The organism is Candidatus Arsenophonus nilaparvatae, from assembly GCF_045346035.1.
GTDB classification, from domain to species: Bacteria; Pseudomonadota; Gammaproteobacteria; order Enterobacterales; family Enterobacteriaceae; genus Arsenophonus; species Arsenophonus nilaparvatae.
Genome location: NZ_CP158507.1, coordinates 861,097 through 887,231 on the forward strand (window position 1 = coordinate 861,097; position 26,135 = coordinate 887,231).

Sequence of the window (26,135 nt, forward strand, 5' to 3'; positions counted from 1 at the left end):
AAAAATATGCTAATTTTTGTCAAAGTCTATTATTAAATAAATTAGCTTGTTGTTTATCAGTAAGGGGAATAAATAATAAAAGTTGGCAAATAAAAAAATGTTCTTCAACAAATCATCGCTGATTTGCCAAACTTTATCTGGACAGGATGTGATTAAATTAGAAAAATAGTTCTGCGCTGCAATTGTCATTACGTACAGGAAATGCTGGCAAAACAGTATTCTGTAGTGCCTGACCGGTCTTAGAATGTAAGAACAATGGTGATTTTACTAACGAAGTTTCAACAATTTGACCATTTTCCATTATCATAATCTGTTGACAGAGACGTTCAACTAACCGTAAGTCATGTGTAATGAATAAACAGGCAGTGTGAAATTGTTGTTGAAGGTTTTTAAGTAATTGGATGATTTCAGCTTGGAGTATCAGATCGAGATTAGAAACTGCCTCATCAAGGATCAGCAATTTAGGCTCCACAACCATAGCGCGTGCCAGGCATACACGTTGTAACTGACCACCGCTTAGTTGAGGTGGACGTTGATTGAGTAGAAAACTATCCAATTCAACAGCATTTAGCATTTTAGTTATGCGTGCATGCTGTTCCTTTTTAGTTAGCGATAAAAGGTGACGAATGGGTTCACGAATAATTTCGTCTATGGTTTTACGTGGGTTAACGGCAGTTATCGGATCTTGAAATACGATCTGAACATCTTTACGAAATTGGCTAATTGCTTTTCCTTTCAGCTTGGTTAGAGAAGTTCCGCACCAGCGGATCTCGCCACAACTAGGTGAGATAAGACCCACCAATAAACGTGCGAGCGTACTTTTTCCACAACCACTGCGACCCAATAAAGCAACGGTTTCTCCAGCCTTTAGTGTTAGCGTTATTTGGTTTAAAAGCAGGGGTAGATCGGGATAGCCAAAAGTGACTCTATCAATATCAAGCAATGTCATACAGAGAACCTCAGATCATATAATGCCAGATGCGCGGCTACTAAATTATGCGTAATTTGGTGTTTAGGTGTGTTAAAGATGGTGTTAACGTTGCTATATTCGACAATTTTACCATCGTGCATGACAGCGACGTCATCAGCCAAACGCGCTACTACTCCCATATCATGGGTGACTAATAACATACCAACCGCTCGAGTTTGGATAGTGTTTTCTAGTAGATCAAGAATATGTGTTTGGGCAACCGTATCAAGATCAGTCGTTGGTTCATCAGCAATGATAAATGGTGCATCACTGAGTATCGCTATTGCTATCATCAGGCGCTGTAACATCCCTCCACTCATTTCAAAAGGATAAAGTGAAAGTATATGGCTAGCATTTTCTAATCCAACTGACTGTAATGTTATGTTAATCCTGTCGATATCGACAGGTTTGCCAAGTGCCCGGCAGGTTTCTTGAATATGGCTAGCCATTGTATTAAGCGGATTAAAAGCACTGCGTGGATTTTGCATGATGGTTGCGATGTGGTTACCACGTAATTGTTGAGCGGAGGTAATATCTCCATCTAGTAGTAAGCTTCCGGCGGTCTGATTTACGCCCGCAGGTAATATTCCGAGCATGGCGGCGCATGTTAATGACTTGCCACAACCGCTGCTACCGACTAATGCTAACACTTTGCCTTTATTAATGGTGAGTGATACATCTTGAACCAGCAGTCGTTGTGCTTTTAGTGTTATATTTTGTAGCTCAATTTTCTGTGACATTAGCCGTTACGCTCCGCTAGCAGATAAGGATCGAGGTGATCGCGTAGGGCATCGCCAAGTAGATTAAAAGCCATCACCGTTAGAAATAGGGTTAAACCCGGCCACAACATTTGTAGAGGTTGAGTCCAGATATATTGGCGAGCATCATTGATCTTAACTCCCCATTCAGCCGTTGGCGCACTAACACCCAGTCCAAGAAAAGACATGCCTGCCACATGTAACATCATATGACCAAGATCTAAGCTTGCCAAAACCAATAACGATGGAATAATTGCACCGGCTAGGTGATCAATGAATAAACGGCTGTTGCTGGAGCCATACATCTTTGCTATTAGAATAAATTCACGTTGACGCAGAGAAATAACAATGTTTCGCACCATACGTGCATACCAAGCCCAATGTGATAAAGCGATAGCAATGATTACGTTTGTTAGCCCTGTTCCTAAAACGCCGACCATAAAAAATGATAAAATTGAAGTAGGGAACGTCATAAAAAGCTCAGTGGTACGCATCAGGATTTGATCTATTTTGCCACCCAATAACCCAGCGCTGCCACCAATGATTAATCCTAATGACAGTATCAAAATAAGACAGAGTATGACGGAGCCTAGTGAAACACGCGTAGCTGCTAATAAACGAGAGAAAATATCGCGGCCTAAATGGTCGGTGCCAAGCCAATGTTGCTGATTTGGTGGTAGTAGTCGCTGTGTTAACTCGATCGCTTGTGGATCGTAAGGTAGCCACCAGTGGCTGGTAAGGGCTGTTATAACCAGTAGTACAATAATGATGATCGCTAAGCGGACAGACCAACGAGTTGAAAGATAAAAATTCATGCATTTCCTCTTTCATGACGTTGGATCCTTGGGTCAAGAATGGCGTTAAGGAGATCAACCAGCAGATTGCATAACACATAAACTACAACCATCATTAAGGTGAAACATTGGATCACCGGATAATCTCGATTAAAAATTGCCGATACGGCATAGCGACCTATACCGGGCCAGGCAAATATGCTTTCAATAATCAGGGTACCACCGATGAGCTCACCAATGTGCATTCCAAGTGCGGTTACTATCGGCAATGATGCATTACGTAAAATATGTCGTCTTTCAGTTTGTTGCTTGTTTAGTCCCCGTAACCTTGCCCAGCTAACATGTCGTTGTCCTGCAACTTCTAACATACTGGCACGTAGCAATCTGGCGTTAATGGCTAGTGACATAAAAGCAATAGAAAATGCCGGCAAGATAATATGTTGCCATCTACCATAACCAAAAGCAGGTAGCCATTTTAGCCATACTGAAAATAACATGATTAATAGAAAGGCTAGCCAGAAATTTGGCATTGAAACGCCTAAAAATGCGATAATACGTACGACAAAATCGGGTAAACGATTACGATGACGGGCCGCCCATATCCCCAAGGGTATCGAGGTAAATAAAATAATCAGTAATGCTGATCCAGCGAGTTGCAGTGTTGCTGGCATAAATTGTAAAAGATCATTTAGTACAGGACGTTGCGTTGCATATGAAGTGCCAAAGTCTAGATGCAGAGCTTGCCATAACCATGTTCCATACTGCACAGTGAGCGGTTGATCAAGACCAAGCATTATTCGTGTTGATGCCAACATTTCTGGCGTAGGCGGCAGATTTGACAGCCGCAAATAGTCCATGGCTGGGTCACCGGTGCCATAACGCAGTAGGACAAAAACAATAACTGAAGCAGCTAATAGCAACGGTATTAGTAGTAAAATACGCCGTAAAATATAACGTAACATTATGATTTCTCGGGCTTGATTTGCTCAAATGCAATTTCTGTCGATATAGGTGAAAACGGAATATAACCCAATTGTGGACGAGAAATGGACATCAGTGATATATAACTAATTGGTAGATAAACAGCTGAATGATGTAATCGAGTCAGTACATCGGCATATAGCATTTTACGCTGTTGTTCATCTGTTGTTGTCAGGATCTGGGTGATTTCACTATCAATTATCTTTTTGTCGGGCAAACCTAATTGAGCTTGATAGTCAGCATGTGAAGGAACCCGCATCGAGCTCATAAAAGCGTGTGGATCGTAAGGCGCACCCCAGGTGCGATTAAAAATCATGCTAAAACGGCCATCGCGTTGACGGGCATAAAAGCTGCTTTCTTCTTCGCCAATTAGTCTTGTATCTACCCCAATTTGCCATAAGTTAGCCTGAATAACTTCAGCCATTGTTTTATTGAGGGCGTCGGTTGCAATAAAAGCAAGTTCAACTGTTAGCGGTTTGCCTTCCTTTTCGCGGATTGTTTTACCTACCGGTAATATCCAGCCAGCACTATCTAATATTGCTTTAGCTTTCTGCGGATCATACTCTCTGGCCGTGAGCTTGATATTCGCATAAGGTACCGATGGGGCAAACAGGGTATTGGCTACTTTTTGGGTAGAATAAAATGTATTGGCGATCAGCTTTTTTTTATCAATAGCATGATTAAGTGCTTCCCGTACCGCTAACTCTTTAGTTGGTGTTCGAGCGGAGTTTAGAGCTAGCATCACCGTTTCAATCGGCGCAGAAAGCTGGGTATGGTACTTTGGATTATGGCTAAATCGTGCAAAAGTTTCGGGTGGTAATAGCCCTTCATTACCATATAGTAATTCGATATCGCCAGCTTCAAATGCGACGGCGCGGCTAGTTGGATCGGGGATCACTTTAATAGTTATTTTTTCTAGCGCCGGTTTTTTGCCCCAGTATCGATCATTACGTAGCAGAATATCATATTGATTAAGTTTTGATGTCTGTAACTTCCATGGTCCAGTACCAATTGGCGCTATGATACCATCCATAGTTTCATGTTTTTTAAACTGCGAAGGTGCGATAAAACGAAAAGGGCGAGGTAAAGATAGCTCCTGTAGGAAAGGGTAATAAGCGCTTTTCAGCGTAATTTGTAACTCAGTGTTATTTAACGCTTTAACATTGGTTATCTGGTTAGTTAATTCTAGCCAAGCATGACGTTGGCGGTTATTGAGAATAGCCCGAAAGTTTTTTTCGACTGCCTGCGCGTTAAAAGGTTCACCGTTAGAAAACTTGACGTCATCGCGTAAGGTAAAAATCCACACTCTGCCATCTGAGGAATGCTGCCAACTTTTTGCAAGCCAAGGTTTTACTTGCCCATTAGCTTGGTATTTAACCAAGGGCTCATAAATCATACTTTGGGCAAACATCTGGTTTGGGGTGTAGAGGTGTGGATTAAGTGGTCCTACATTAACTGGCCAGGCAATATTTAATTCTTTATTGGAAGCCGCATAGATGTATAGCGAAGTACAACTAAGCAAGATAATTAACGTGCGGCGTACGATAGACAAAATTTTTTCCTCAGTGGGTAAATCGTTAATGGAGGTATGTAGATTTTAATAATTCATCATACTTCTGGATTGAGCTGGATCAAAGTGGGCGACTAATCGGCGTGGTTAAAACTTGGAATTGGTAGTGATGTTAGTACTTTTAATATGATATATGGTATGTATAATAATTAGTTATATAAAATTCTATAAATATTGAATAACAAATTAATATCGCCATTAGCTTAGTTGAAACCTTCCTAAAATAGTTATCAATAATTTCATTTGTTATAAAAGGACTATTTTTTCACCAAAACTAATATTACATTATAACATAACATTTTGGTGGAATTAAATAGCACTCGTTTATAGGAAATGTAAACAAAATGAAGAAAATTTTATTGTCCAGTTTGGCAACAGCAATTGGGATGGCTATTTCATCTGATGTTATGGCAGATGAAAAACTAAGTACGGAAAAAATGAACAAGGATGTTATTGTTGTAAAAACAAATCCATTAAATCGTTCTTCTTTATTGATGACAACGCCAACTAAGGTTTTGTCAGGGGAGGAATTAACGCAGCAAAGTAAAGCTTCTATTGCCGAAACATTAGAGGAAATACCCGGTATTAGTGGTAGCCATTTTGGTGCTGGTGCAATAAAACCGATTATTCGTGGCATGTCGGGCGCACGCGTTAAAGTACTGAATGATGGCATTGATGTACTCGATGCTTCGATTGCTGGACCTGATCATGCGATCACCAGCGAACCTCTATTAGCTAATCGAATTGAAGTTTTAAAAGGACCGGCAACATTACTTTATGGCGGTGGGGCGATTGGTGGTGTTATCAATGTGCTAGATGCTCGGATCCCGACTTCAGTACCAGATAAAGGTTATGCAGGGCAAATCAATCTACGGGCGAATAGTATCGCTAATGAAAATACTGGAGCTGTCGGGTTAACATTAGGTAAAGAGAATTTTGCGTTACGATTGGAAGGATTAAAACGTCATACTCAAGATTATCGTATGCCAAAGCGAGCCGGTGAACTAGATTCTTATCGTTTGCAGGGTTCCTATAATCGAACTAATAATTTTAATATCGGTGCCAGTTGGATTGGGGACAAAGGCTATATTGGCTTGGCCTACGGTATTCAACATAATGAATATGGTTTACCGGGACATAGCCATGCTCATTGCCATGAACATAGCTCTTCAGGCAATTGGCATTGTGAGAAAGATGATCATACGCATCATCATGGACATTCTCATGGGCACTCTCATGCACACGATCATCAGCATCATCATAGTCATGGTGTCCCTTTTGTGAATATGAAACAGCAACGTTGGGAAATTCGTGGCGAATATGAGGATCCATTTAGCGGTTTTGAACGTATCCGACTACGTGCAGCACATACGGATTATACTCATGATGAGATTGAAGGTCGAACAGTTGAAACGACATTTGATAATAAAGCAACAGAGGGGCGGTTAGAATTAACCCATGCACCCATTTGGGGTTGGCGTGGGGTAATGGGTGGACAGTTTACTCAGCGCAATTTTTCAGCTGAAGGCTTAGAAGCTTATGTTCCTGCTACTTTAACGCGAAATCAGGCACTTTTTTTAATTGAGGAATTTGAAGCCGGCCCGTTGCGTTATGAATTAGGCGTTCGTCATGAGTGGCAAAAAATTGATGTAACAAAAGGTAGTCGTTCTCGCCAACATGGTGGCACTTCCGGATCGGCAGGTGTAACATGGACATTAGCACCTGAGTATGCATTGACAGCTTCATTATCCCATTCTAAACGTTTACCTATTGCTGAAGAACTTTATGCCAATGGGATCCATGCCGCAACAAGAACGATTGAAACCGGTAATGAGCATCTTAAGGCTGAATCAGCAACTAATATTGACATTGGTTTTACCAAATTTGCTGGTGATTTCCAATTTGGCCTAAATACTTACTATAACTATATTGATGGATATATTTATGGCAAAGATGCAGGTTATTCACCGGGCGGCGGTTATCGCCATCTACACTATGTTCAGCAAGATGCCGTTTTTAATGGGCTAGAAGCTGAAGCATCTTATCAACTTACTGATAATACCAAGTTCGCGGTCCAAGGGGATATTGTGAACGCCAAGCTTCGTAGTGGAGGCTATTTGCCGCGTATTCCGGCTTATCGTGTTTCGGCTACCATTGAACATCAATGGTTTGAATCTTTAACTGGAAGATTACGATTTACTCATGTTGGTAGCCAACATAAAACAGCGCAATATGAAACACCAACAGCCGGTTATAATCGAGTTGATGTTGGTTTGACCTGGCAAAATCGTTTAAATGACTTGGATTATATGTTGTATGGGCGCATTGAGAATCTATTTAATAGCGCAGCCCGGGATCATACCTCGTATATTAAAAATGAAATGTATTTGCCTGGTCGTAATTTTGTCATCGGGGCAAGTTTATCTTTCTAAATTTCAGGGGGAATTGGTTTGGTATCAACACTATTTAGTCATATTGAAATGATCCAAGGCAATAATCCTTGGGGCAAAGTATTAGATGCGGGTTCAGGCATTAATTCACTAAGCTGGATAAGCCAGCTTAAGAGTGAAAGTTGGACCGCAGTGACTTGTGCAATTAATATGAAAGCTGATATTCAGCAAATTATTTCAACTAAGCAAAGACCTCAGGATCGTCTTTTATTAGGTAATTGGGCTGATAGTGATTTTATGGTTAATGAGCGATTTGATACCGTTATTGCTGACTATTTATTAGGTGCGGTAGACGGTTTTGTGCCTTACTGGCAAATACCTTTATTGTACCGTTTAAAATCATTAACCCTTAATCGGTTATATTTTACTGGCTTAGAGCCTTACGTGCCTTACAATGCAAGTTGTCGAGCGGGGCATCTTGTGGTAAGTATTGGCCGTTTACGTGACGCGTGTTTATTACTTGCTGGTGAACGTCCGTATCGAGAATATCCAGCCGATTGGGTGATCTATCATTTACAACAAATGGGATTTGAAATAGTAGATTTAAAACATTATCCAATTAATTACGGTCACAATTGGTTGATAGGTCAAATGGAAATGTGTCGCCAGCGGATCGGTAGGCTCGTTGATCGACAATTATCGATGACTATGCTTGAGCATATTAATCAATTAGAACAACAGGCACTGGTATGTATTGCTCAACAAGGAAGCTTAAAACATGGGGCAGATTATGTGATTTCCGCTAAATTAGCAAAATAAAATTTTATTGGCATAATATACTAATAAATGAAAACTGGAGACTGTTTATATTAACAAAATGGCGATAATTTAATATTGAATTTTATTGTAAAAATACTTATGACCTATTCTCCCTGTCATATTGAGCAAATAAAATAGATAACATTAACCAGGGTTAAAATATTGCCATTTACTAGCTGTTGCCATAAATATCAATTTTATTTATTTTGTCTGTTAATCGCGTCCTATAAAGTACCGTAATCTATTACGGTACTTTATGCGATTTATCTTATTTTGGCTTAAATGTAACTGTAAATTAGCCACATGTTTCGGGTGAAAAATCTTTATGTCCTCTACCTTCATAGCATTTAATTAATACATCTTGAGGTTTTTCTAAGATCCATTTGTCATCTTTAAGGATAAAAGTAAAAATGGTTTTGATTGCTTCGACAGAATCATCTAAAAGGCCAGACTCTACAATGCTCACTTCCACTGAATCAGGAGATTCAACACGATTAGTACGTTGAGTAATAACAACATTACTAACATCAGGCTGGAAACTATTTCCCATCATTTTAATTGCTAATGGGATTGGTTTATTTTCATTATCTGACATAGTTGTTTCTGTTTGCTTATCACAAGCAGCTAATAATAAACAGGAAGAAAGAGCGATCGTTAATTTTAATCTATTCATTTTTAACCTTTATTTTTGTGAAATTCACTATCGATTATAAATTAAATAGCAATATTTATCATAGTATATTAATCTGAAATTTTGTTACTTATATAGTGTTTTCTAAATTATTTGGTTATTGATAGTTAGGACTAAGGAATATTTGTTATTTATGATAATATCAATCCTATTTTTTAATTAATAAGAATTGATGCAATCTCATTAGAAAGAGGATATTGAGATATCTATAATACAGTTGTTACTAACAATCTATAGAATTTTCAAGTTACTTGGTTATTAGTGGCGTTTTTATCATTTACAGATATAAAAACTGATTATTAATGATTAAGGGGTAATAATTGAAAATCAATAAAACATTATAGAATAACTTTATTCCATGTTGGAATAACATCTAGCGGTTAGAGTAATATTTACATAATATAAAAATTAATATAAATTTTTTATTTAAAACTATGAGTGAATAAATTTTTTAATAAAATTATTTGTATTAATAAATTATGTTATTATCAAATTTTATTAATGTTATTTGAAATATAATTTTGCGATGATTAGCAAATAATCGTAATTATTAAAACAGAGATAATATACTTTTTCTTATTCAAGAGTCATCTCTAATTTAGTTAGATAAATGTGGAACATTATTTGTGATTTCGAGGGTGGTATCAAGGATATCTGTCATTATATTTTCAACAGCAGAGTTTAAACCTGTATTAGTAGTTATATCCGTGTCTTTTGTATTGTCATTTGATATATCAGTTGTGGCATGGCCAAAATTAATACTAAAAATAGAGATAATTGCTAAAGTTTTCAATAACCCTATCATAAAATTATCCTCCAATGATAAATGAAAATGATGATTAATTATGCGCCATTTTTTTAACATTGCAATAACATTTATGAAGTGTTATAAATCTGATTTATATAAATGAATTTATTGTATTTTATATCTATTTTGCTGTTTTATCTTATTAACAAATAGCGTATTTGCTGGTTTAAATATTACAGTAAAGTTTATTTGAAGGGATTGACTATAAAGATGAAAAATTATCATATGAAAATATTTTTACCATTAAATTTTTTATTTTTACTTATTTCTGGCTGTAATATTATTCAACATGAACCAGTACCTGATACGTCTATTGAAAAAATTACGCCGGCGGTAAGAAAAAATTGTGGAATAGGTTGTCCATTGGGAGGGAGTAATACAACAATATATCGTGAGGTTTATACGCTAAATAATAATAGTAATACCAAATTTGCTAATTGGGTTGCCTACTTAATAACAATCGACAGTATAGCTTCTGGCAAGCAGAGAAATTGGAAAAAAGATCCTGACCTAAGTAATGATGAAACTTTATCTCCAGCTGATTATATTGGTGCTAATAAAGTATTAAAAGTAGATAGAGGACATCAGGCGCCATTAGCTTCTCTGGCTGGTTTGGTGGACTGGCCGGCACTTAATTATTTATCTAATATCACACCGCAAGCTGCTGAGCTTAATCAAGGCCCATGGGCACGTTTAGAAGATCAGGAAAGAGCTTTAGCCAAAGCAGGTAATAAGGTATTTTCAGTAACAGGTCCTTTGTATGAAAAAATATTGGTAAGCTACCTAATAGCGACAAAAATCATTTTATTCCCAGTGGATATTGGAAAGTGACATATATAAACGAGAGCCCTGAAAAATCTTCTTATGCAGCATTTATTATGGAACAAAATACATCGCAGAGCAGGAGTTTTTGTCAATATCAGGTAACAGTAAAAGAAATTGAACAGAGAACGGGTTTAATTATTTGGAGTCGGTTACCAGCAAATATTCAACTAGCAATAAAATCAACACCAGGAAAATTAGTTGAGAAAATGGGTTGTAGTATAATTCAACCTAGATATTAATTGTTACTAAATTATACTTGGTTAAAATTAATGGAACATCAACCACGATTGGTATTATTAAATTATCAAAATTAAATAAATCAAGAGGATTTATTAACCAATATTATCACGGTAATCATCAAGTAAAATCTTTGGAAGGTTGGGCTCTTAAAATTTATTTGCCAGATGCAAGAAAATATAAATTTAAATTAACATATTAAATTTGATGCTGGTTGTTCTTCAACTCTCTGTTATTGATAATAAAAAGCTTAGAATAAATAGATATAAAAAATTAATGTTTTTTCTACTGTAACCAATCGATTAGATAATAGATTTATTATTGAAAAGCATTTTTATTAATAGCCACTGGTTAATACTGGTGGTTTTTCTATTAAGCATTATTTATATTGATTAAGTTTTTATACGATTTTTTATATTTGTTGTTTTCTTATATTTAATATTAAATATAAGTTGCATTTGAAATATATTGTCATGTTTTATAACAATTAATTTTAATTAAACCAATAATGAGTCATCTTTTTAAATATGGCATTTAAATGATTTAACATATTGAGTTTTATAAATAAAAATTATTATTAGTTAAAAGATTACCTAAGGTATACATTTATTTGGTTATTAATATCTTGTATATATTCTTGATTACCACAAACAAATGAGTATAATTCTCATTTGCGTTTGAGGAAATTCCTATTTCAGTAATAGCTTTTCTATATTTGACAGGGAATTTATATCGTTTTAGATAAAAATGCTAAACGTAAAGAGTTCGTATAAATAACTATATGATAAAGCAAAATATTTTTTATTATATAGGATTTCTGTTTTTTTATTATGGCTCAATAATGGCAAGTTGTTTTCAATTAATCTTTGGTATGAAATGGATATTGGCTGCTTTTTCACTGAGTTCAGTTTCTACTGATTTATAGCAAATCAACTTTCCCATCGGTCATTGTTTATAACACCAGTCTTTTGTTTGAATAAAATATGAATAATATCAAATATATGAAGGTACCATTTTGTGGCTCGTTATTGATGCTGACAATGAGTACTGCAGCGCAAACAGCAACTGCTGAAATCGGTAATAAAAATAATCAACAGGATACAATCGTCGTGCACGCAAAGTCGCAAAATGACTTTCTGCCTGGTGGTGATTCCCTTGTTCCAGCCTATTTAGATGGCCATATTGCATATGGTGGCCGTCTTGGTATGTTGGGCGAGCAAAATGCCATGGATGTTCCATTTAATGTAATTGGTTATACAGCGAAAATGGTAAAAGATCAGCAGGCAAAAACCGTTGCTGAGGTTGTTAATAACGATGCAGGTGTTCAGAATGTACAAGGGTATGGTAATTTTGCAGAAACTTACCGTATCCGAGGTTTTAAGTTAGATGGCGATGATATGACGCTAGGTGGATTGCCTGGCATTCTGCCTCGTCAGATGGTTGATACCGCAATGATCGAGCGGGTGGAAATCTTTAAGGGTGCTAACGCATTAGTCAATGGTGCAGCTTCTTCCGGTGTTGGCGGCGTTATTAATCTTGAACCCAAACGAGCAGAAGATATACCCATTACTCATTTAGGCCTCGACTATACTTCAATGTCGCAAGTGGGTGGAACATTAGATGTTGGACGCCGTTTTGGTGAAAATAATCAGTTTGGGGCGCGTATCAATTTAGTTCACCGCGAGGGAGAAACTGCGGTAAAAAATGATAAGCGTCGAACCACGTTGGCCTCGCTTGCTTTGGATTATCGTGGCGATCGAGTTAGAAGTTCATTGGATTTAGGTTATCAAAAGAAAACTTTTCACGGTAGTACAATGGGAGTTGATATTAGTGGTGTCGACTTTATTCCACTAGTACCGAATAACACACATAATTATAGTCAAAAGTGGGGCTATAGTAATATTGAGAATCAGTTTGGTCTGGCACGAGCTGAATATGATCTGACAAACAACTGGGTACTGTATGCTGGCGCAGGTGGTCAACATGGTCAGGAAATAGGTACATATAGCTCACCGAAGATCATAAATAGCAAGGGTGATGCCACAGTAAGCCGATTGGATACAAAATTCTTTACCGATACATTTAGTGCTATGGCGGGAGTACGTGGGCAGTTTGCGACAGGCTTTGTCTCCCATCGCTTAAATATGGGATATTCTGCACAGAATAAACGTAATAAAATGGCATGGCGAATGTCCAGTAATGATCCGTTTACCAACATTTATCACTCACGTGATGTTGCTATGCCAGATAATGCTATTTTTGGAGGCAACTATTCTGACCCATTAACAACAGTGCGCAGCTATACTCAGGGTTGGCTATTAAGTGATACATTGAGTGCTTTTGATGATAAATTACAGTTTTTGATTGCGGCGCGTCACCAGCAAGTAGAACTTCGAAATTATAATATTGAAACAGGTGCTGAAGAGCGTGATGAGCGTTATAGCAAGAGCCACTGGATGCCTACTTATGGAGTAGTTTATAAACCATGGCAGCAGATTGCTTTATATGCCAATCATACTGAAGCCTTGCAACCGGGAAGTGTAGCACCAAAGGGCGCATCAAATTATGGTCAAAGTACCGGTATTGCTCATTCCCAACAAAATGAGGTAGGTATAAAAACGGATTTTGGTCGCATTGGCGGTACATTAGCATTATTTGAAATTAAAAAACCTTCTGCACTTATGGATAGTGTCACAAAACGTTATAGCCTTACAGGTGAACAGCGTAATCGCGGTATTGAATTAAACATATTTGGTGAACCGGTATTAGGCTTGCGATTGAATACTAGTGCAACTTGGTTAGCTCCAGTGTTAACGAAGGCAAAAGATAGAGCCAATGATGGCCATGATGCGATTGGCGTACCACGTTTTTACATGGTCATCGGCGCTGAATATGATATTCAATCAGTTGACGGTTTAACTGCCATAATGCGAGTAAATCATTCTGGTTCCCAATATGTTAACCTAGAAAATAGCAGAAAACTTGATAGCTATACCACTTTGGATTTAGCCATGCGCTATAATATGCGCGTTAATCATAATCAAAATGAAATGGTTTGGCGTATTGGAATTGATAACTTAACTAATGAAAAGTATTGGGCTGGTGTTGAAGATTATGGCCGCTATATTTTTCAGGGTACACCCCGTACCTTGAAAGTGTCAGTCAGTTATGATTTTTGATTTATTCATAATTATGTTACAGCATAATCCTGCATTTGATTAAAATTTAAACTTACTTAGTTGTAAAGTTTATCTATTAATGTCATATCATCTAAAGCGGCTACCAATGGTGGCCGTTTCTTTTGCATTCTACTAACCAATTGATTTTATAATAATAATTAGCTTCCTGTTTGGCATTTTTCTATAAGAAAGAGGGTAGCAAACTGATTGCTTAGCAAAATAATTAAGAATAAATTTTTTCAATTTTATTAGTCAGCATAATTTACCAACACAGAAAAAAAAATTAAAATGCATTTGAAATGCAATTTATCAAGAGATGATTATGAATAAGCTTATTTGTTACAAGCAATTTGCTATTTGGCATAAAAATACTATTCCTCTAGCTTTAATGGAACGTCATAATACTAAAGAAGGTACATGGGCCCAATTGACAATATTTCGGGGCAGCTTACAGTTTGTGATATTTGGTGATAATGGTAATGAACAGCAGTATCATTTTGATGTAAACAATCAACCAATTCAAATTCAGCCGCAAATTTGGCATAAAATAGCATCTGCTAGTGATGATATTGAGTGTCAACTCTCTTTTTATTGCACTGAAGATGCATTTTTTTATAAAAAAAATGGTCTTACACTTCCGCATTCAGAAGTTTGTGCTCTTTCCCAAATTACTAAACCATGTAAAGTATTAGATTTGGGATCAGGCCGGGGTCGTAATAGCTTTTTTTTGGCATTGCAAGGTTATGCTGTGACAGCAATGGATATCAATCCTCAACATATTAATGCCATTGAAATGGTAAAAAAATCAGCTGATATTAGGCAGATAAAAACAGCAATCTATGACATTAATGACCATGCTTTAACCGAAAATTACGATATGATTATTTCAACTGTAGTATTAATGTTTTTACAGAGAAATAAAATCGCTAAGATTATTGAGGATATTCAAAATCATACTAATGTAGGTGGTTACAATTTAATTGTTTGTGCAGTCGAAACAGATAATACGCCTTATGAAATTTTACCTTTTGATAGTCTGTTAGCACCTAATGAATTAATAACTTATTATAAAGAATGGGAAATCATTAAATACAATGAAGATCCAGGTCATTTACATAAAACTGATAAATTTGGTAATCGCATAAAATTGAATTTTGCCACACTGATTGCTCGTAACAAACTGTTAAATGAAGTTTAATTTAACTTAGCAAAAAATAATTTTTCTAATTATTTCTCTTATGGTTCAGACATAAATGATATTCAGAGAAAAACTTTTATATTAAACTTTATTTTTGTACTAAGGAGAATATGACAATGAAAAATTATTTTTTTGCAATAATTCCTTTTTTTTATTGGCAGGTTGTGTCAGCTCAGATGATTATGAACAACAGTATTATAAAAAGAAGCGAGAAGAGTCTCAAATGGGTGTTGGTGTAGTGAAAACAGATAGTCAACGAAGGGCTATTATGTCAGGTGAAAAGCCTGATTGGTCAGAACTACCGGAGCCTCGTATACCTAGAGAAAATTAAATAAATTATAAATATTTTTCTTATCTATTGTGCATTGAAAAGAGTATTTCGATGCACAGTTAATGATATTTACCGATAATATTAACTGGTCAATTATTAAAGTAACAACACTGAATGATATATTTCACTGAATATTAAGAATTTTTAGGATAAAATTTTGTTCAGTTGCTATTGTATTAAATTGTTTTTTATATAAGAAGCTTTTTTATTTAAATTATATCAATAAGTAAAAAATATTATCCTTAATCAATTAAGAAATTAATTTTTAATCTAAAAGTGATCGTTTTTAATGATATTTGATTGTTTTTAAGTGAAAATTTTTCAAATTAAAATTTATATAATATTAATTAGGTATAAATTAATCTGTTATATGAAAATAAAAAATGTCTCAATAAAAAAATAATTTTATTTTACTTGATTAAGTGTCGCTATTAATTTAATAATCCCAATTGTCTTCTAATTACTTATATTTATTTTGTTAATGAAATATTTTTCTGACAGATGCTTTGTTAAATCATATGATTAATTAAGGGATTTATAAGATGAAAAATAATTTCTTATTAATGCTATTTATATTAATTGTTGTAACTGCATTTTCAAGTGTAAGTTCTAATCGTGAATCAATGCATGGATTTGTTTATACACCTAAAAGTCGGTCGGTTTTATGCTGGATAGAGCAGAATGATGATTGTGGTAGTGCTAGTAACGACCCAATGTCGATTGAAGGCGCGAGTGGTTTTCCAAAGCAGGGTGCTAAAGATGGTAGAATAGCTAGCGGTGATAATTTTTGGTTTAGTCAATTAGATCAGCAAAATAGCGATCGCTGGCATAAAAATAATATTAAAGTAGGTAAAAATATATTTGAATGGTTTTTAACTCAGCCAAATTATACGGTAAGTTGGGAGTTTTATATTACCAAGCAGGATTGGGATCCAAATGCACCATTGACGCGTGATTCGTTTGAATCAAAACCATTTTGTTTACGTTCTAATGATGGAAAGAAATTAACTGTTGATGAGATGAATATTGAATGTGATGTACCGAAACGAAGTGGTTATCAAATTATTTTAGGTATATGGACAATAGCTGATACGGGGTCAGCTTTTTATCAAGTTATAGATGTGAATATATCAGATATATAATAGTCAAATAGTTTGTAAGGTTATGCTCAAATTGGATGAAAACTTAACAAATTGGTGCTTATTCATTAATATAATTATCAGATATAAAATATCTATATTTTTATAAATAAATTATAAAATTTTCTATTTTATCATTGAATTAAATTCTATAATAACCGAATGAAAATTTTTGTTGGTCTCACCATGGGATTTTTTAACAGCTTAGATTAAATAAGAAGTGAATAGTTATAAATATATTTTTAGTAGCTAGCGCATGTAGCATGCTTGATATACAAATAATATTTTTTTAAAAAATTAAATTTGTTAATTTATTAGCTTTGTTTCGTGGTGTTATTTATTTGAGAATAAATTTAAAGATATTCTTAACTCAATGTTAATATTATTTAAAATAAATATGGAGTAAATAAATTATGGCCATTCAACGTGGTCTGCGTAATAATAATCCAGGAAATATTGACTATAATCCTATTAATAAATGGCAGGGGGCAGTACCTTATGATCCTGCAATTGAAAAACGATTTTGTCGATTTGAATCACCTGAATATGGTATTCGTGCAATAATGTTATTACTTGAAACATATCAACAAAAGTATGGTTTAAAAAATATATCTGATTTAATTAGTCGATGGGCACCAAACAATGAAAATAACACTAATTCATATATTAAAAGCGTATCCAATAGTATGAATTTATCACCTAAGGCAGTTGTTAATATAAAAGATAAAGCAACATTGATTAGTTTAGTAAAAGCTATAATATTTTATGAAAATGGTCAACAGCCTTATAATGATTCGGTCTTTGATAAAGCTTATAGTTTAATATAATTAAATATTATTAATCTTGTTATATTTTTTTTATTTTTGTTAGTATGGATTATTTAATAAAAATAATCATTGGTTATTAAAAGAAAATTAAGTTAGAGCTCACTTTTATTGCTAACACCAACATATCAAACCTACCAACTAGCTAATTTTTTACAGAAAAAATTCCCACTATTGTTAATTAGGCCATGAACGCCAGCATTGGCATGATGAATATAAAAAAATGACAGTTATATAACAAAGCATAAAAATGAATGTAAATATTAATTAAACTAACTCACTAGCCTCTTTATTACTTTTTTAGAACGATTTTTTAATAAAATAGCGATAGTTATTATGTATCAAAAACTGTATGACTTGAAATGATATGAGTATGATAATCAAGTATAAAATTTATACTAAATTCTTTTTCAATAGATAATGTTGCAAAAAAGTTTTTTTTAAGAGCTGTCTCTTACTATTTGATAATGTAGCTGATTTAAAATTGTAAATAATTGATGAAAGCTGTTGTTCTACTATTAATTATAATTTTATAAAATTACGGTCAAAATATCGATTAACCACAAAAATATTGAGTTAATAAATCCACAATTGATTAAAAAAATTAACAATTACAATCAATTGTGAATTTATTATTAATTATATATAATTGTGATGTTGCAATGCTTTGTTGATTAAGATTATTGCTATTATTTATTGTGATAATAAAAAAATAAATTATGTAAATGAGATGAGATATTATAAATAGTTTATTCTTTTAAATTATAAAAATGGAGATACAAATTAGCTGGTAATGAAAACTAAGCGTATAGCCAAAAGTTTTGACCTAAATTATTTAGGTGCATGAAGTAGAGTGTATGACAAGTAATACTTTTGTAAGGGTAGGTATCAAACACTTATATGGAGATGATATGCGAAAGTTGTTTATGATGTTATTGGTGCTAATGATAGTGGGTTGTTCGTCTAAAACCCCTATCGTTGATAGAGGTAATTATTATATCGATAAATCTTTTTCATCGATAAGCCAAGATGATCGAGTGAAATTTTTAATATTTCATTATACTGCAGTAAATGATGCTCGCTCATTGCAAATTTTAACTCAAGCTAAAGTAAGTGCCCATTATCTTATTCCGTCAATTCCGAAAATAAAAAATGATAAACCCGTTATATATAATTTTGTTCCAGAGGATAAAAGAGCATGGCATGCAGGATTAAGTAATTGGAACGGTAGGCTTAATCTTAATGATAGCTCTATTGGCATCGAAATAGTCAATAAAGGGTTTACTGAAGATATGCTTGGCGATAAGGTTTGGTATCCTTTTAATGAACAGCAAATTTCCGCTATTATTGTTTTAGCTAAAGATATCATAAAACGATATAATATAACTCCCGATAATGTCTTAGCCCATAGTGATATTGCTCCATTGAGAAAGTATGATCCAGGTAAACTTTTCCCGTGGAAACGTTTAGCTGAGCTTGGTATTGGAGCTTGGCCGGATGAGATGACGGTTAAGAAATATCTGGCAGGGCGATCAGCTTATGCGCCGGCTAGTGTGTCAGTTGTTCAAAAATATTTGCAGAAATATGGTTATGATAAAATTCCACAATCAGGTGAACTTGATGAGGAAACACGCAGAACCATTAGTGCATTTCAGCTTCACTTTCGACCAGCTGATATAAGTGGTAATGCAGATGCTGAAACAGAAGCTATTGCTCGTGCATTGGTTGAAAAATATAGGAGTTAGAGTCGTTAAAGGTTACCAATCATTAACGGTTTGATATAACGTAATTATATTTTATAAATTAAGCCCCTAACAATTGAATATTCATTGAGTGGGGTTTTTTTATAATCAATAGAGATAAATTGGCTGTATTCAATTTGCTTAATACCAGGTTGTCATTTAGTAGATTGGTTATTAAAAAAGCATTTTTATTATATAATGATAATCATCAATTCTGACTAGATTTTCCCTAAAAATGGTTTCTATGTTTTCTTATATTTACAGTTTTTTTCAAAGCCTGCATCTTCTAAATATTAACTAACACTGCTAATAAATTTTATAGATAAAATAAATATTCATAACAGTAATTCATTTTTAATTTATTATAATGATAACGTATCTAAATCAACTTGAAGGTAGTTTATAATGAAATTTGTAAAATATGCACTTTTATCGATAGCATTAATTTCATTTGGTAGTATGGCTGCTTCTACTCCAATGAATACAACTAGTCAAACCAATGTTGGACAGCAACAAGTCAAAACCAAACAAATATCTCATGCTGGTAAAGTAAAAGCGAAGAAAGCTGCTCATATTAAATCTGGAGCAAAAAAAGCACCTAACAAAATTATGTCTAAAGTAAATTAAATTTGTCATAATAGATATCAATTAAAATAGAGGCTGGCTATGAGAGCGGCCTCTATTTTTGTATCTGGTTATATTAATAAATTAAAGAGTCTTTGTTGATAGTAACTAGTGTTGATAACAATTGATTAACTTTTTTGTTTTGTAAAATCAAACTGCTATTAAATAAGCTTAGGACTAGTTATTTTTTATAAAAATATCCCAGATATTGCTTATCTGGGATCATATATTAAATATAATTAAAAATAATAGACTAAACCTATGCCTAAAACATTATCAGTGCTAATGCCGTAATTTTCAGTAAATTTATTCTTATTTAATAAATTAATTTTATAATCTAACAGTGCAGCAAAATTTTTATTAAAATAGTAGAATGAGCCTAGTGATATGAATTTATTTAAGTAATTATTTCCATATTCTCCAAGACCTTTCCCTTGAGCCTGAATATAAGCTAATGATGGTTTCAAACCATAATCAAATGTGTATTGAGCGACAATTTCAAAAGTTTCTGTTTTAGGTGCAATGTTGGTATTCGTCGAGCCAAAAGGTGTCGTATTACGTGTTTCAATATAAGTTGATGCCAGATAGACGTTATTGGCATTATATTTCGCACCAATACTCCAAGTTTCTGCGCGTTTGCCATTGGCATAGTAATTAACCGTGTCATTATTGACATTGTGTGAATTGCTATAACTGCCGCCAAAACTTAGTCCAAAATCAGTATTATAAATCACTGATAGACCGTAGCCGTCACCGTTATTTTGCTTGGCTGTACTTACACCTGATTTATTATTATCCGTATTTTTTCCTTGATATTGTAATGCAATGTTTAATCCATCAATATAGCCAAATAAATTATTGTTGCGATAGGTAAGTAAATTTCTATTTCTACCGTTCATATAATTATCCGGCATTGATATGCCATCATCCCAAAATATAGGCAGGACATCAATCCAGCCGTCAATATGATATAGCACGCCATAATTACGGCCGTAATCAATAGAACCTAAATATTTATGATTAATTCCAACGTAGGCTAATCGATTTTTATCGATATTGTTATCCTCTGTTTTATTAACCATTGTTTCCCATTCAAATTGACCAAATCCAGTAAGGTTATCGGAAATTTCGGTGCTGCCTTTAATTCCAACCCGAACTCTTGAATCATCTCCGCCACTTTTACCTTTACCAATATGATTTCTCACATCAATTTTTCCGTAAAGATCTAGCTTATTTCCATCTTGATTATATATTTCAGCTGCGTTGGCAATATTAGTTACGGGAAATACTAACATTAACAATGCAATACGCCTTATTTTCATGCTACTCATCCTCTTCTCTTGTTTTGTTTTTGTTAATTTTAAGTAACTCAATTTGTTGTAAATATTTTATGGGCACCTCGAAAAACCTAACCAGAGTTTGATTTCGCAGATAAAATTATCGAAAACTGACCTATTGCCCTGACCACCATGCAGAAAAGAAACGCCATTAAGTATGACCTCCTTGCAGACCAGTATCACCTACAGACGATTGACCAGTTGGTCGACCCTCTGGTCAAGATCGAAACCTGTATAGACTTTGCGCATCTGGCAGCGGAAATCGACCATGTGGTACCACGCCCTGTCAGCAAAAAAGGAGGACGTCCACCATTTCCAACCGAGACCATGGTTCGCATTTTAGTTCTAAAGCGTATCTACAACCTGTCTGACGAGCAGATGGAGTACCAGCTTTTGGACAGAATGAGCTTCAAGCGTTTCTGTGGGTTGCTCCATGCCATCAATATACCTGACCGTACCACTGTGTGGACGTTCGAGAACAGGATCGGTGAAGCTGGTGCTAAAGCCATTTTCGATGGTGTAACCTCACAGCTTTTGAAGAAAGGCTTTATAGCTCGGGGAGGCCAAATCATCGATGCCACCTTGGTACCTGCTCCGAAGCAGTCGTTCACGAAGGACGAAAAGGAGCAACTCAAGCAGGAAGCGATACCTGCTCATTGGAAACCAACCAAGCGGCGGCAAAAGATTTAGACGCCACGTGGACTAAAAACACGGTAAGAGCCATTATGGCTATAAGCTTTCTGTGAACATGGACAAGAAGTACAAGTTCATCAGAAAAATCGTCACCGATACGGCCAGCACTCACGACAGTCAGCATTTCGAGAGGGTCATCGACAAGGCCAACACCAACCGTAATATCTACGCCGACCGAGGCTATCCCTCTGCGGAACGGGAAGCTTGGCTCAAGGCAAACGGCTATAGGAGCCAGATTCAGCGTAAAGGCCATCGAAATAAACCGTTGTCCAAGACTCAGCAAGGGCGCAACCACCGGATTGCAAAGATTAGGGCACGGGTTGAACATGCATTCGCGGCGATGGAACAAATGGGTAGAAAACTGATCCGTACCATTGGGCAAGTGCGCGCTAATTTTGCCATGACGATGATGGCAGCATGTTACAACCTAAAGCGGTTGGCGTACTTCCAGCGTACCGGCATCTTAGCTTTTTAACGCCCAGAATGGACAAAATGACACTGTCCATGGCAATGGACGGTAGGATTAGTAGCGGGGGGATCAAAAAACATCTAATTATTTAGAGACAAGCCGGAGAGCCATTGAAGATTTCGAGTTTTTCGAGGTGCCCAAAAATAGATCGTCTGGCATTTGATGAAAATTTGCTTTTTTAATTAAATAACTTACGATTTTAAATATTATTTTTGTTTATTAACTCTGCCGATTGATTTTATTATTTATCAACTTAAACAAAAGCTAAACCATATGTAATGCTATAATTGGAAAAGCTATTTATCTTCATTATAATTCGCCCGAGTTAATATTATTTTTTAATATTAAGCACGGTGCAGTATCTCGTTAGGCGAGGCTCCTATACAAACATAGGTTGCTGATCTGACGACGTCGAGAGACGCCCAAGATCAGGACAGGATATATCGAGTCAAGGTGTATCCCCATGTAACTTCCTGCTATTTTCAGGATACGTTGTATAGTGCTAAAACTGAGACGTTGAGATAGCTTAATATTCTCGCATCTAGTTTTGCCCTTATATTGAGAACTGTTTGCAGTTTATAACAGTGATAAGGTTTCGAAAATGAAGTTAACATCCCTACAAAAAACGGCTCCCAATGTGGTGTGTCCGGCCAATAGTCCTACAGAAAATTTCAATGAGCAACATCATAATAAATTTGATGAAGTGAAGGTTAGTGCATATATGAGCCAATCTTATATTGCAGTTTCTATGAATGATTCTGTTGCTGCTATTAAAAATAATCTGGCTAATATAATTACCGGCGATCAAATCCCGACTTATCTTTATGTAATTGATAAAAATAAATATCTGAATGGTTTGTTATTAATGAAAACATTATTAACTTCATCAGATGAATTATTTGTATCAGATATTATGCAATGTGATTTTTTTTCTGTTTCACCAGATCAATCACGAGAAGAAGTGTTTGCTCTTCTCAATCATTGTGATGTTGATTCTATTCCGGTTGTGGAGTTTTCTAAACTAAAAGGCGTATTACGTGCTCAAGACATCTCTGAATTAATTGAGGATGAGAATACCCAAGATGCACATCTACAAGGCGCCACGCTACCTTTAGAAGTGCCTTATATGTCAACCAGCCCAATAACATTATGGCGTAAACGTGTTGTTTGGTTATTGATGCTATTTGTGGCTGAAGCTTATACAGGCACAGTATTGAAAGCTTTTTCTGATCAGTTGGAATCTGCCATTTCATTAGCTTTCTTTATTCCTTTATTAATTGGCACCGGCGGTAATAGTGGTACTCAGATAACTTCTACTTTAGTGCGAGCAATGGCATTAGGGGAAGTCAGTTTACGTAATTTAGGTGCTGTGCTTAAAAAAGAGATATCTACATCATTTTTAGTGGCACTAACGATAGGTTGTGTTGGCATATTTCGTGCCTGGATCTTGAACGTAGGCTATCAAGTTACCCTGGTTGTCGGTTTGACTATGATGGCAATTACTGTGTGGAGTGCGATTGTTTCTTCGATTATTCCAATGGTACTGAAACGATTGAATATTGATCCTGCGATTGTTTCTGCTCCCTTTATTGCAACTTTTATTGATGGCACAGGATTAATTATTTACTTTGAAATTGCTAAGATGATTATGACTGATTTAGCTTGATCAACAAAGGAGAGTGATTCGCTCTCCTATTGATTTTGCCAAACAAGATATTGACCACATTTTTTGCAAATATACTCCCCTTTCCCGAGTTGGATTTTGTTGTGCCGCCGTAGGGTTAATTGATGAGATAGGTCGCACTTGCAATGGTAATGAAAAGTCTGCTTATGAATTGAGGTTAATGCAAACTGATGTGTTCTCTGTGGTGGAGCATCAAGGATTATTGCCATCATCCATTTCCATTCTTTACCATGAGGGGCTGTTTTGCCAAAACAGTGATATACCAATAAATGGGCTAACTCATGTGGAATAACTTGATTGATAAAAATTTCACCATTTTCAATCAGTAAAATGGGGTTAAGACGTATTTCCCACGCCTCCAGGTGAGCACTACCAGCGATGGTTCCTCGTTGTCGGTAATTAATCAACGGTTCTGTAAAGGTTTTTCCTAATTTGGTACTCGCTGTAGCCAGTTTGTTGCGCAATACTCGCATGACAATCTGTTGTAAAGCGATAGGTACTCGATGTGATTTCATACTATTAATATGGTTAAATGGGCTAAGCGTGAGCTTAGAACAAAAGTAATTAATTTATTATGGTATTTTTTAAATAATCGTTAAAAAAGTTTAATAACTAATTGCTATTTTTGCATAGTTCTAAAATAACAAAAGGGAAAGTTATCTAACTGTCCCTTGTATCTTGTTATTTGTGATGATTAGCTACCATCACATGAAACAGAGTGAGCTTGTGACTCCGCCAATGGGACAACCTTGTTTTTTAGTTAAAGCCCTCTGTTTCTCCTTTCATGCCAGCATTTAGATTGAACGGTTACCGAGAGCATTGACTCTGTATGTACAAGGGGAATAGGCATGATGGTTTATTATGTGAAAGGAGTATTCTCATGTATCAAATCGGAATAGATGTCAGTAAAAAAAAGCTAGATATCTGCCTGTTAGCTAAGGGTATTGAGGGAAAACAAAAAAACAAAGTCATTAAAAATGATCAACATTCAGCTAACACATTGATAGAGTGGCTGAAAACACAAAAATGCTTACTCGAAGATGTAAGAATTACTCTTGAATCTACAGGAACTTATCACGAACAACTCTGCACCGAACTTTATGATATGGGTATTCATGTTTCCATCGTAAATCCTTATCGTATAAGAGAGTTTGCAAAAGGCATGGGTATTTTAACTAAAACAGATAGAGTGGATGCCTTCGTTTTAGCTTGTTATGGGGAGCTAAAAAAGCCTTCAGCATGGATAGCTCCATCACTAGAAATTCGAGCATTGAAATCATTAATCAAACGTCGAGAAGCGCTTTTAGCTGATTTATTACGTGAACAAAACCGTCAGGAAAAGACCTTAACAACGCCTACGCCAAAAGTTGTTAGGCAATCACTTGTTAAGTGCATAAAAGTATTAGAAAAAGAGTTATTGGCTATTGAATCTGAGATTTCCAAGCATATCAATAACCATCCTGAGTTGAAAAAAGACATGGAGTTACTGACATCAATCAAATCAATTGGGACTCAAGTAGGAAGTCATATGCTGATGGTATTACGCGGTCATGATTTTAATAGTGCTGAGCAGGCGGCTGCTTATTTAGGATTAGTGCCTGTAGAACGCCGATCAGGTACCTCTGTTAACGGGCGTGCCCATCTATCTAAAATAGGACCATCTGAAATTCGCGCTAAATTATATTTATCAGCTCTAACAGCAATACGCCATAACCGACATATTAAGTCATTGTATGATCGTCTATTAACAAGAGGTAAGTCAAAAATGTCAGCTCTAGGTGCAGCAATGAGGAAATTAGTTCACCTGTGCTATGGAGTATTGAAAACGGGTCTAGCTTATGACCAAAACTACTCAAGCCCAACTTTGAATTCATAAAATCGAGTTTGAGCCATCTTAGATTTTAGGTGGCACTTTGGATGTCTTAGATAGAGAAAATGGTGCTACGGGCTTCCTAGGTGGCTTAAAATCAATTTACGGATGATAACGCAAACCCAGTTTTGGCTTTAAGCGACAAAACCTCCTCTAAGCTAACTCTATCCGCTCACCGGAGTCCGAGAGCAAGCGAACGGGC

Annotated in this window: 19 protein-coding genes, 2 pseudogenes and 1 riboswitch; of the genes and pseudogenes, 12 read left to right on the plus strand and 9 right to left on the minus strand. The window is 35.4% G+C overall.

Translation table 11 applies throughout. The features are described 5' to 3' along the window. Positions 1 to 157: 157 nt before the first annotated feature. The 5 genes from nikE to nikA are packed head-to-tail and all read right to left on the minus strand — an operon-like array spanning position 158 to position 5,058. Complete coding sequence (nikE, locus tag WH390_RS04240; RefSeq protein WP_032116502.1) at positions 158 to 949, minus strand: nickel import ATP-binding protein NikE; 792 nt, start codon at positions 947 to 949, stop codon at positions 158 to 160. Then, positions 946 to 1,710 (minus strand): nickel import ATP-binding protein NikD, encoded by a 765-nt coding sequence (locus WH390_RS04245; RefSeq protein ID WP_032116503.1) that lies wholly within the window; start codon positions 1,708 to 1,710, stop codon positions 946 to 948. The genes nikE and WH390_RS04245 overlap by 4 nt, the downstream gene beginning before the upstream one ends. Continuing rightward, positions 1,710 to 2,543, minus strand: a complete 834-nt coding sequence (gene nikC, locus WH390_RS04250; protein WP_406850689.1) for a nickel ABC transporter permease subunit NikC — start codon at positions 2,541 to 2,543, stop codon at positions 1,710 to 1,712. The genes WH390_RS04245 and nikC overlap by 1 nt, the downstream gene beginning before the upstream one ends. After that, positions 2,540 to 3,484 carry a nickel ABC transporter permease subunit NikB gene (gene nikB, locus WH390_RS04255; protein WP_032116505.1) on the minus strand — a complete coding sequence of 315 codons (945 nt, stop codon included), beginning with the start codon at positions 3,482 to 3,484 and terminating at the stop codon, positions 2,540 to 2,542. Before nikB ends, nikC begins: the two co-directional genes overlap by 4 nt. Continuing rightward, positions 3,484 to 5,058 carry a nickel ABC transporter substrate-binding protein gene (gene nikA / locus WH390_RS04260; RefSeq protein WP_148305605.1) on the minus strand — a complete coding sequence of 525 codons (1,575 nt, stop codon included), beginning with the start codon at positions 5,056 to 5,058 and terminating at the stop codon, positions 3,484 to 3,486. The genes nikB and nikA overlap by 1 nt, the downstream gene beginning before the upstream one ends. Before the next feature lie 359 nt (positions 5,059 to 5,417). Between nikA and WH390_RS04265 the strand changes: the two genes are divergently transcribed. Together WH390_RS04265 and WH390_RS04270 are read left to right on the plus strand one after the other, a co-directional pair. Then, the gene (locus WH390_RS04265) at positions 5,418 to 7,505 is read left to right on the plus strand and encodes a TonB-dependent receptor domain-containing protein (RefSeq protein WP_032116507.1); all 2,088 of its coding nucleotides are present in this window, start codon (positions 5,418 to 5,420) and stop codon (positions 7,503 to 7,505) included. An 18-nt stretch (positions 7,506 to 7,523) separates the two neighbouring features. Next, positions 7,524 to 8,282, plus strand: coding sequence for a hypothetical protein (locus WH390_RS04270; protein WP_202962597.1), 759 nt, complete (start codon positions 7,524 to 7,526; stop codon positions 8,280 to 8,282). 295 nt (positions 8,283 to 8,577) lie between these two features. Here WH390_RS04270 and WH390_RS04275 read toward each other — a convergent pair whose 3' ends face one another. Both WH390_RS04275 and WH390_RS04280 read right to left on the minus strand, forming a co-directional pair. Next, the gene (locus WH390_RS04275) at positions 8,578 to 8,955 is read right to left on the minus strand and encodes a hypothetical protein (protein ID WP_052044972.1); all 378 of its coding nucleotides are present in this window, start codon (positions 8,953 to 8,955) and stop codon (positions 8,578 to 8,580) included. A 616-nt stretch (positions 8,956 to 9,571) separates the two neighbouring features. Beyond that, positions 9,572 to 9,778 carry a hypothetical protein gene (locus WH390_RS04280; protein WP_032116509.1) on the minus strand — a complete coding sequence of 69 codons (207 nt, stop codon included), beginning with the start codon at positions 9,776 to 9,778 and terminating at the stop codon, positions 9,572 to 9,574. Between the two features lie 228 nt (positions 9,779 to 10,006). Between WH390_RS04280 and WH390_RS04285 the strand changes: the two are divergent. From WH390_RS04285 to WH390_RS04315, 7 genes and pseudogenes are all read left to right on the plus strand, one after another. Next, a pseudogene (locus WH390_RS04285) lies at positions 10,007 to 10,845 on the plus strand (DNA/RNA non-specific endonuclease). A 981-nt stretch (positions 10,846 to 11,826) separates the two neighbouring features. Continuing rightward, positions 11,827 to 14,022 (plus strand): TonB-dependent siderophore receptor, encoded by a 2,196-nt coding sequence (locus WH390_RS04290; RefSeq protein WP_032116511.1) that lies wholly within the window; start codon positions 11,827 to 11,829, stop codon positions 14,020 to 14,022. Positions 14,023 to 14,344: 322 nt separating this feature from the next. Then, positions 14,345 to 15,220 (plus strand): SAM-dependent methyltransferase TehB, encoded by an 876-nt coding sequence (gene tehB / locus WH390_RS04295; protein ID WP_032116512.1) that lies wholly within the window; start codon positions 14,345 to 14,347, stop codon positions 15,218 to 15,220. Positions 15,221 to 16,093: 873 nt separating this feature from the next. After that, a complete protein-coding gene (locus WH390_RS04300; protein ID WP_032116513.1) occupies positions 16,094 to 16,693 on the plus strand; it encodes a lytic polysaccharide monooxygenase in 600 nt (199 codons plus the stop codon). Positions 16,694 to 17,103: 410 nt separating this feature from the next. After that, on the plus strand, positions 17,104 to 17,517 hold the full coding sequence (locus WH390_RS04305; protein ID WP_187290969.1) for a structural protein: 414 nt from the start codon (positions 17,104 to 17,106) through the stop codon (positions 17,515 to 17,517). Positions 17,518 to 18,425: 908 nt separating this feature from the next. Further along, entirely contained in the window at positions 18,426 to 19,259 is an 834-nt protein-coding gene (locus WH390_RS04310; RefSeq protein ID WP_032116515.1) for an N-acetylmuramoyl-L-alanine amidase, read from the plus strand. A 402-nt stretch (positions 19,260 to 19,661) separates the two neighbouring features. Continuing rightward, positions 19,662 to 19,883, plus strand: a complete 222-nt coding sequence (locus tag WH390_RS04315; protein WP_032116516.1) for a hypothetical protein — start codon at positions 19,662 to 19,664, stop codon at positions 19,881 to 19,883. Positions 19,884 to 20,119: 236 nt separating this feature from the next. On the opposite strand, the gene WH390_RS04320 is transcribed toward WH390_RS04315, so the two are convergent. Continuing rightward, positions 20,120 to 21,202 carry a porin gene (locus WH390_RS04320; protein ID WP_052044974.1) on the minus strand — a complete coding sequence of 361 codons (1,083 nt, stop codon included), beginning with the start codon at positions 21,200 to 21,202 and terminating at the stop codon, positions 20,120 to 20,122. A gap of 147 nt (positions 21,203 to 21,349) precedes the next feature. Here WH390_RS04320 and WH390_RS04325 point away from each other — a divergent pair. Further along, positions 21,350 to 22,385: pseudogene (locus WH390_RS04325) on the plus strand (IS5 family transposase). Positions 22,386 to 22,734: 349 nt separating this feature from the next. Beyond that, positions 22,735 to 22,907: riboswitch (M-box (ykoK) riboswitch) on the plus strand. Positions 22,908 to 22,980: 73 nt separating this feature from the next. After that, a complete protein-coding gene (locus WH390_RS04330) occupies positions 22,981 to 24,045 on the plus strand; it encodes a magnesium transporter (RefSeq protein WP_032116517.1) in 1,065 nt (354 codons plus the stop codon). A 26-nt stretch (positions 24,046 to 24,071) separates the two neighbouring features. On the opposite strand, the gene WH390_RS04335 is transcribed toward WH390_RS04330, so the two are convergent. Beyond that, positions 24,072 to 24,578 (minus strand): SprT family zinc-dependent metalloprotease, encoded by a 507-nt coding sequence (locus WH390_RS04335; protein ID WP_032116518.1) that lies wholly within the window; start codon positions 24,576 to 24,578, stop codon positions 24,072 to 24,074. 365 nt (positions 24,579 to 24,943) lie between these two features. Between WH390_RS04335 and WH390_RS04340 the strand changes: the two genes are divergently transcribed. Next, positions 24,944 to 25,939, plus strand: a complete 996-nt coding sequence (locus WH390_RS04340) for an IS110 family transposase (RefSeq protein WP_032114711.1) — start codon at positions 24,944 to 24,946, stop codon at positions 25,937 to 25,939. Positions 25,940 to 26,135: the final 196 nt, after the last annotated feature.

Bases quoted from the DNA above. Each gene is read 5' to 3' on its own strand.
- nikE (WP_032116502.1), bottom strand. From the start codon at position 949: ATGACATTGCTTGATATTGATAGAGTCACTTTTGGCTATCCCGATCTA.
- WH390_RS04245 (WP_032116503.1), bottom strand. From the start codon at position 1,710: ATGTCACAGAAAATTGAGCTACAAAATATAACACTAAAAGCACAACGA.
- nikC (WP_406850689.1), bottom strand. From the start codon at position 2,543: ATGAATTTTTATCTTTCAACTCGTTGGTCTGTCCGCTTAGCGATCATC.
- nikB (WP_032116505.1), bottom strand. From the start codon at position 3,484: ATGTTACGTTATATTTTACGGCGTATTTTACTACTAATACCGTTGCTA.
- WH390_RS04265 (WP_032116507.1), top strand. From the start codon at position 5,418: ATGAAGAAAATTTTATTGTCCAGTTTGGCAACAGCAATTGGGATGGCT.
- WH390_RS04275 (WP_052044972.1), bottom strand. From the start codon at position 8,955: ATGAATAGATTAAAATTAACGATCGCTCTTTCTTCCTGTTTATTATTA.
- WH390_RS04280 (WP_032116509.1), bottom strand. From the start codon at position 9,778: ATGATAGGGTTATTGAAAACTTTAGCAATTATCTCTATTTTTAGTATT.
- WH390_RS04290 (WP_032116511.1), top strand. From the start codon at position 11,827: ATGAATAATATCAAATATATGAAGGTACCATTTTGTGGCTCGTTATTG.
- tehB (WP_032116512.1), top strand. From the start codon at position 14,345: ATGAATAAGCTTATTTGTTACAAGCAATTTGCTATTTGGCATAAAAAT.
- WH390_RS04300 (WP_032116513.1), top strand. From the start codon at position 16,094: ATGAAAAATAATTTCTTATTAATGCTATTTATATTAATTGTTGTAACT.
- WH390_RS04305 (WP_187290969.1), top strand. From the start codon at position 17,104: ATGGCCATTCAACGTGGTCTGCGTAATAATAATCCAGGAAATATTGAC.
- WH390_RS04310 (WP_032116515.1), top strand. From the start codon at position 18,426: ATGCGAAAGTTGTTTATGATGTTATTGGTGCTAATGATAGTGGGTTGT.
- WH390_RS04315 (WP_032116516.1), top strand. From the start codon at position 19,662: ATGAAATTTGTAAAATATGCACTTTTATCGATAGCATTAATTTCATTT.
- WH390_RS04320 (WP_052044974.1), bottom strand. From the start codon at position 21,202: ATGAAAATAAGGCGTATTGCATTGTTAATGTTAGTATTTCCCGTAACT.
- WH390_RS04330 (WP_032116517.1), top strand. From the start codon at position 22,981: ATGAAGTTAACATCCCTACAAAAAACGGCTCCCAATGTGGTGTGTCCG.
- WH390_RS04335 (WP_032116518.1), bottom strand. From the start codon at position 24,578: ATGAAATCACATCGAGTACCTATCGCTTTACAACAGATTGTCATGCGA.
- WH390_RS04340 (WP_032114711.1), top strand. From the start codon at position 24,944: ATGTATCAAATCGGAATAGATGTCAGTAAAAAAAAGCTAGATATCTGC.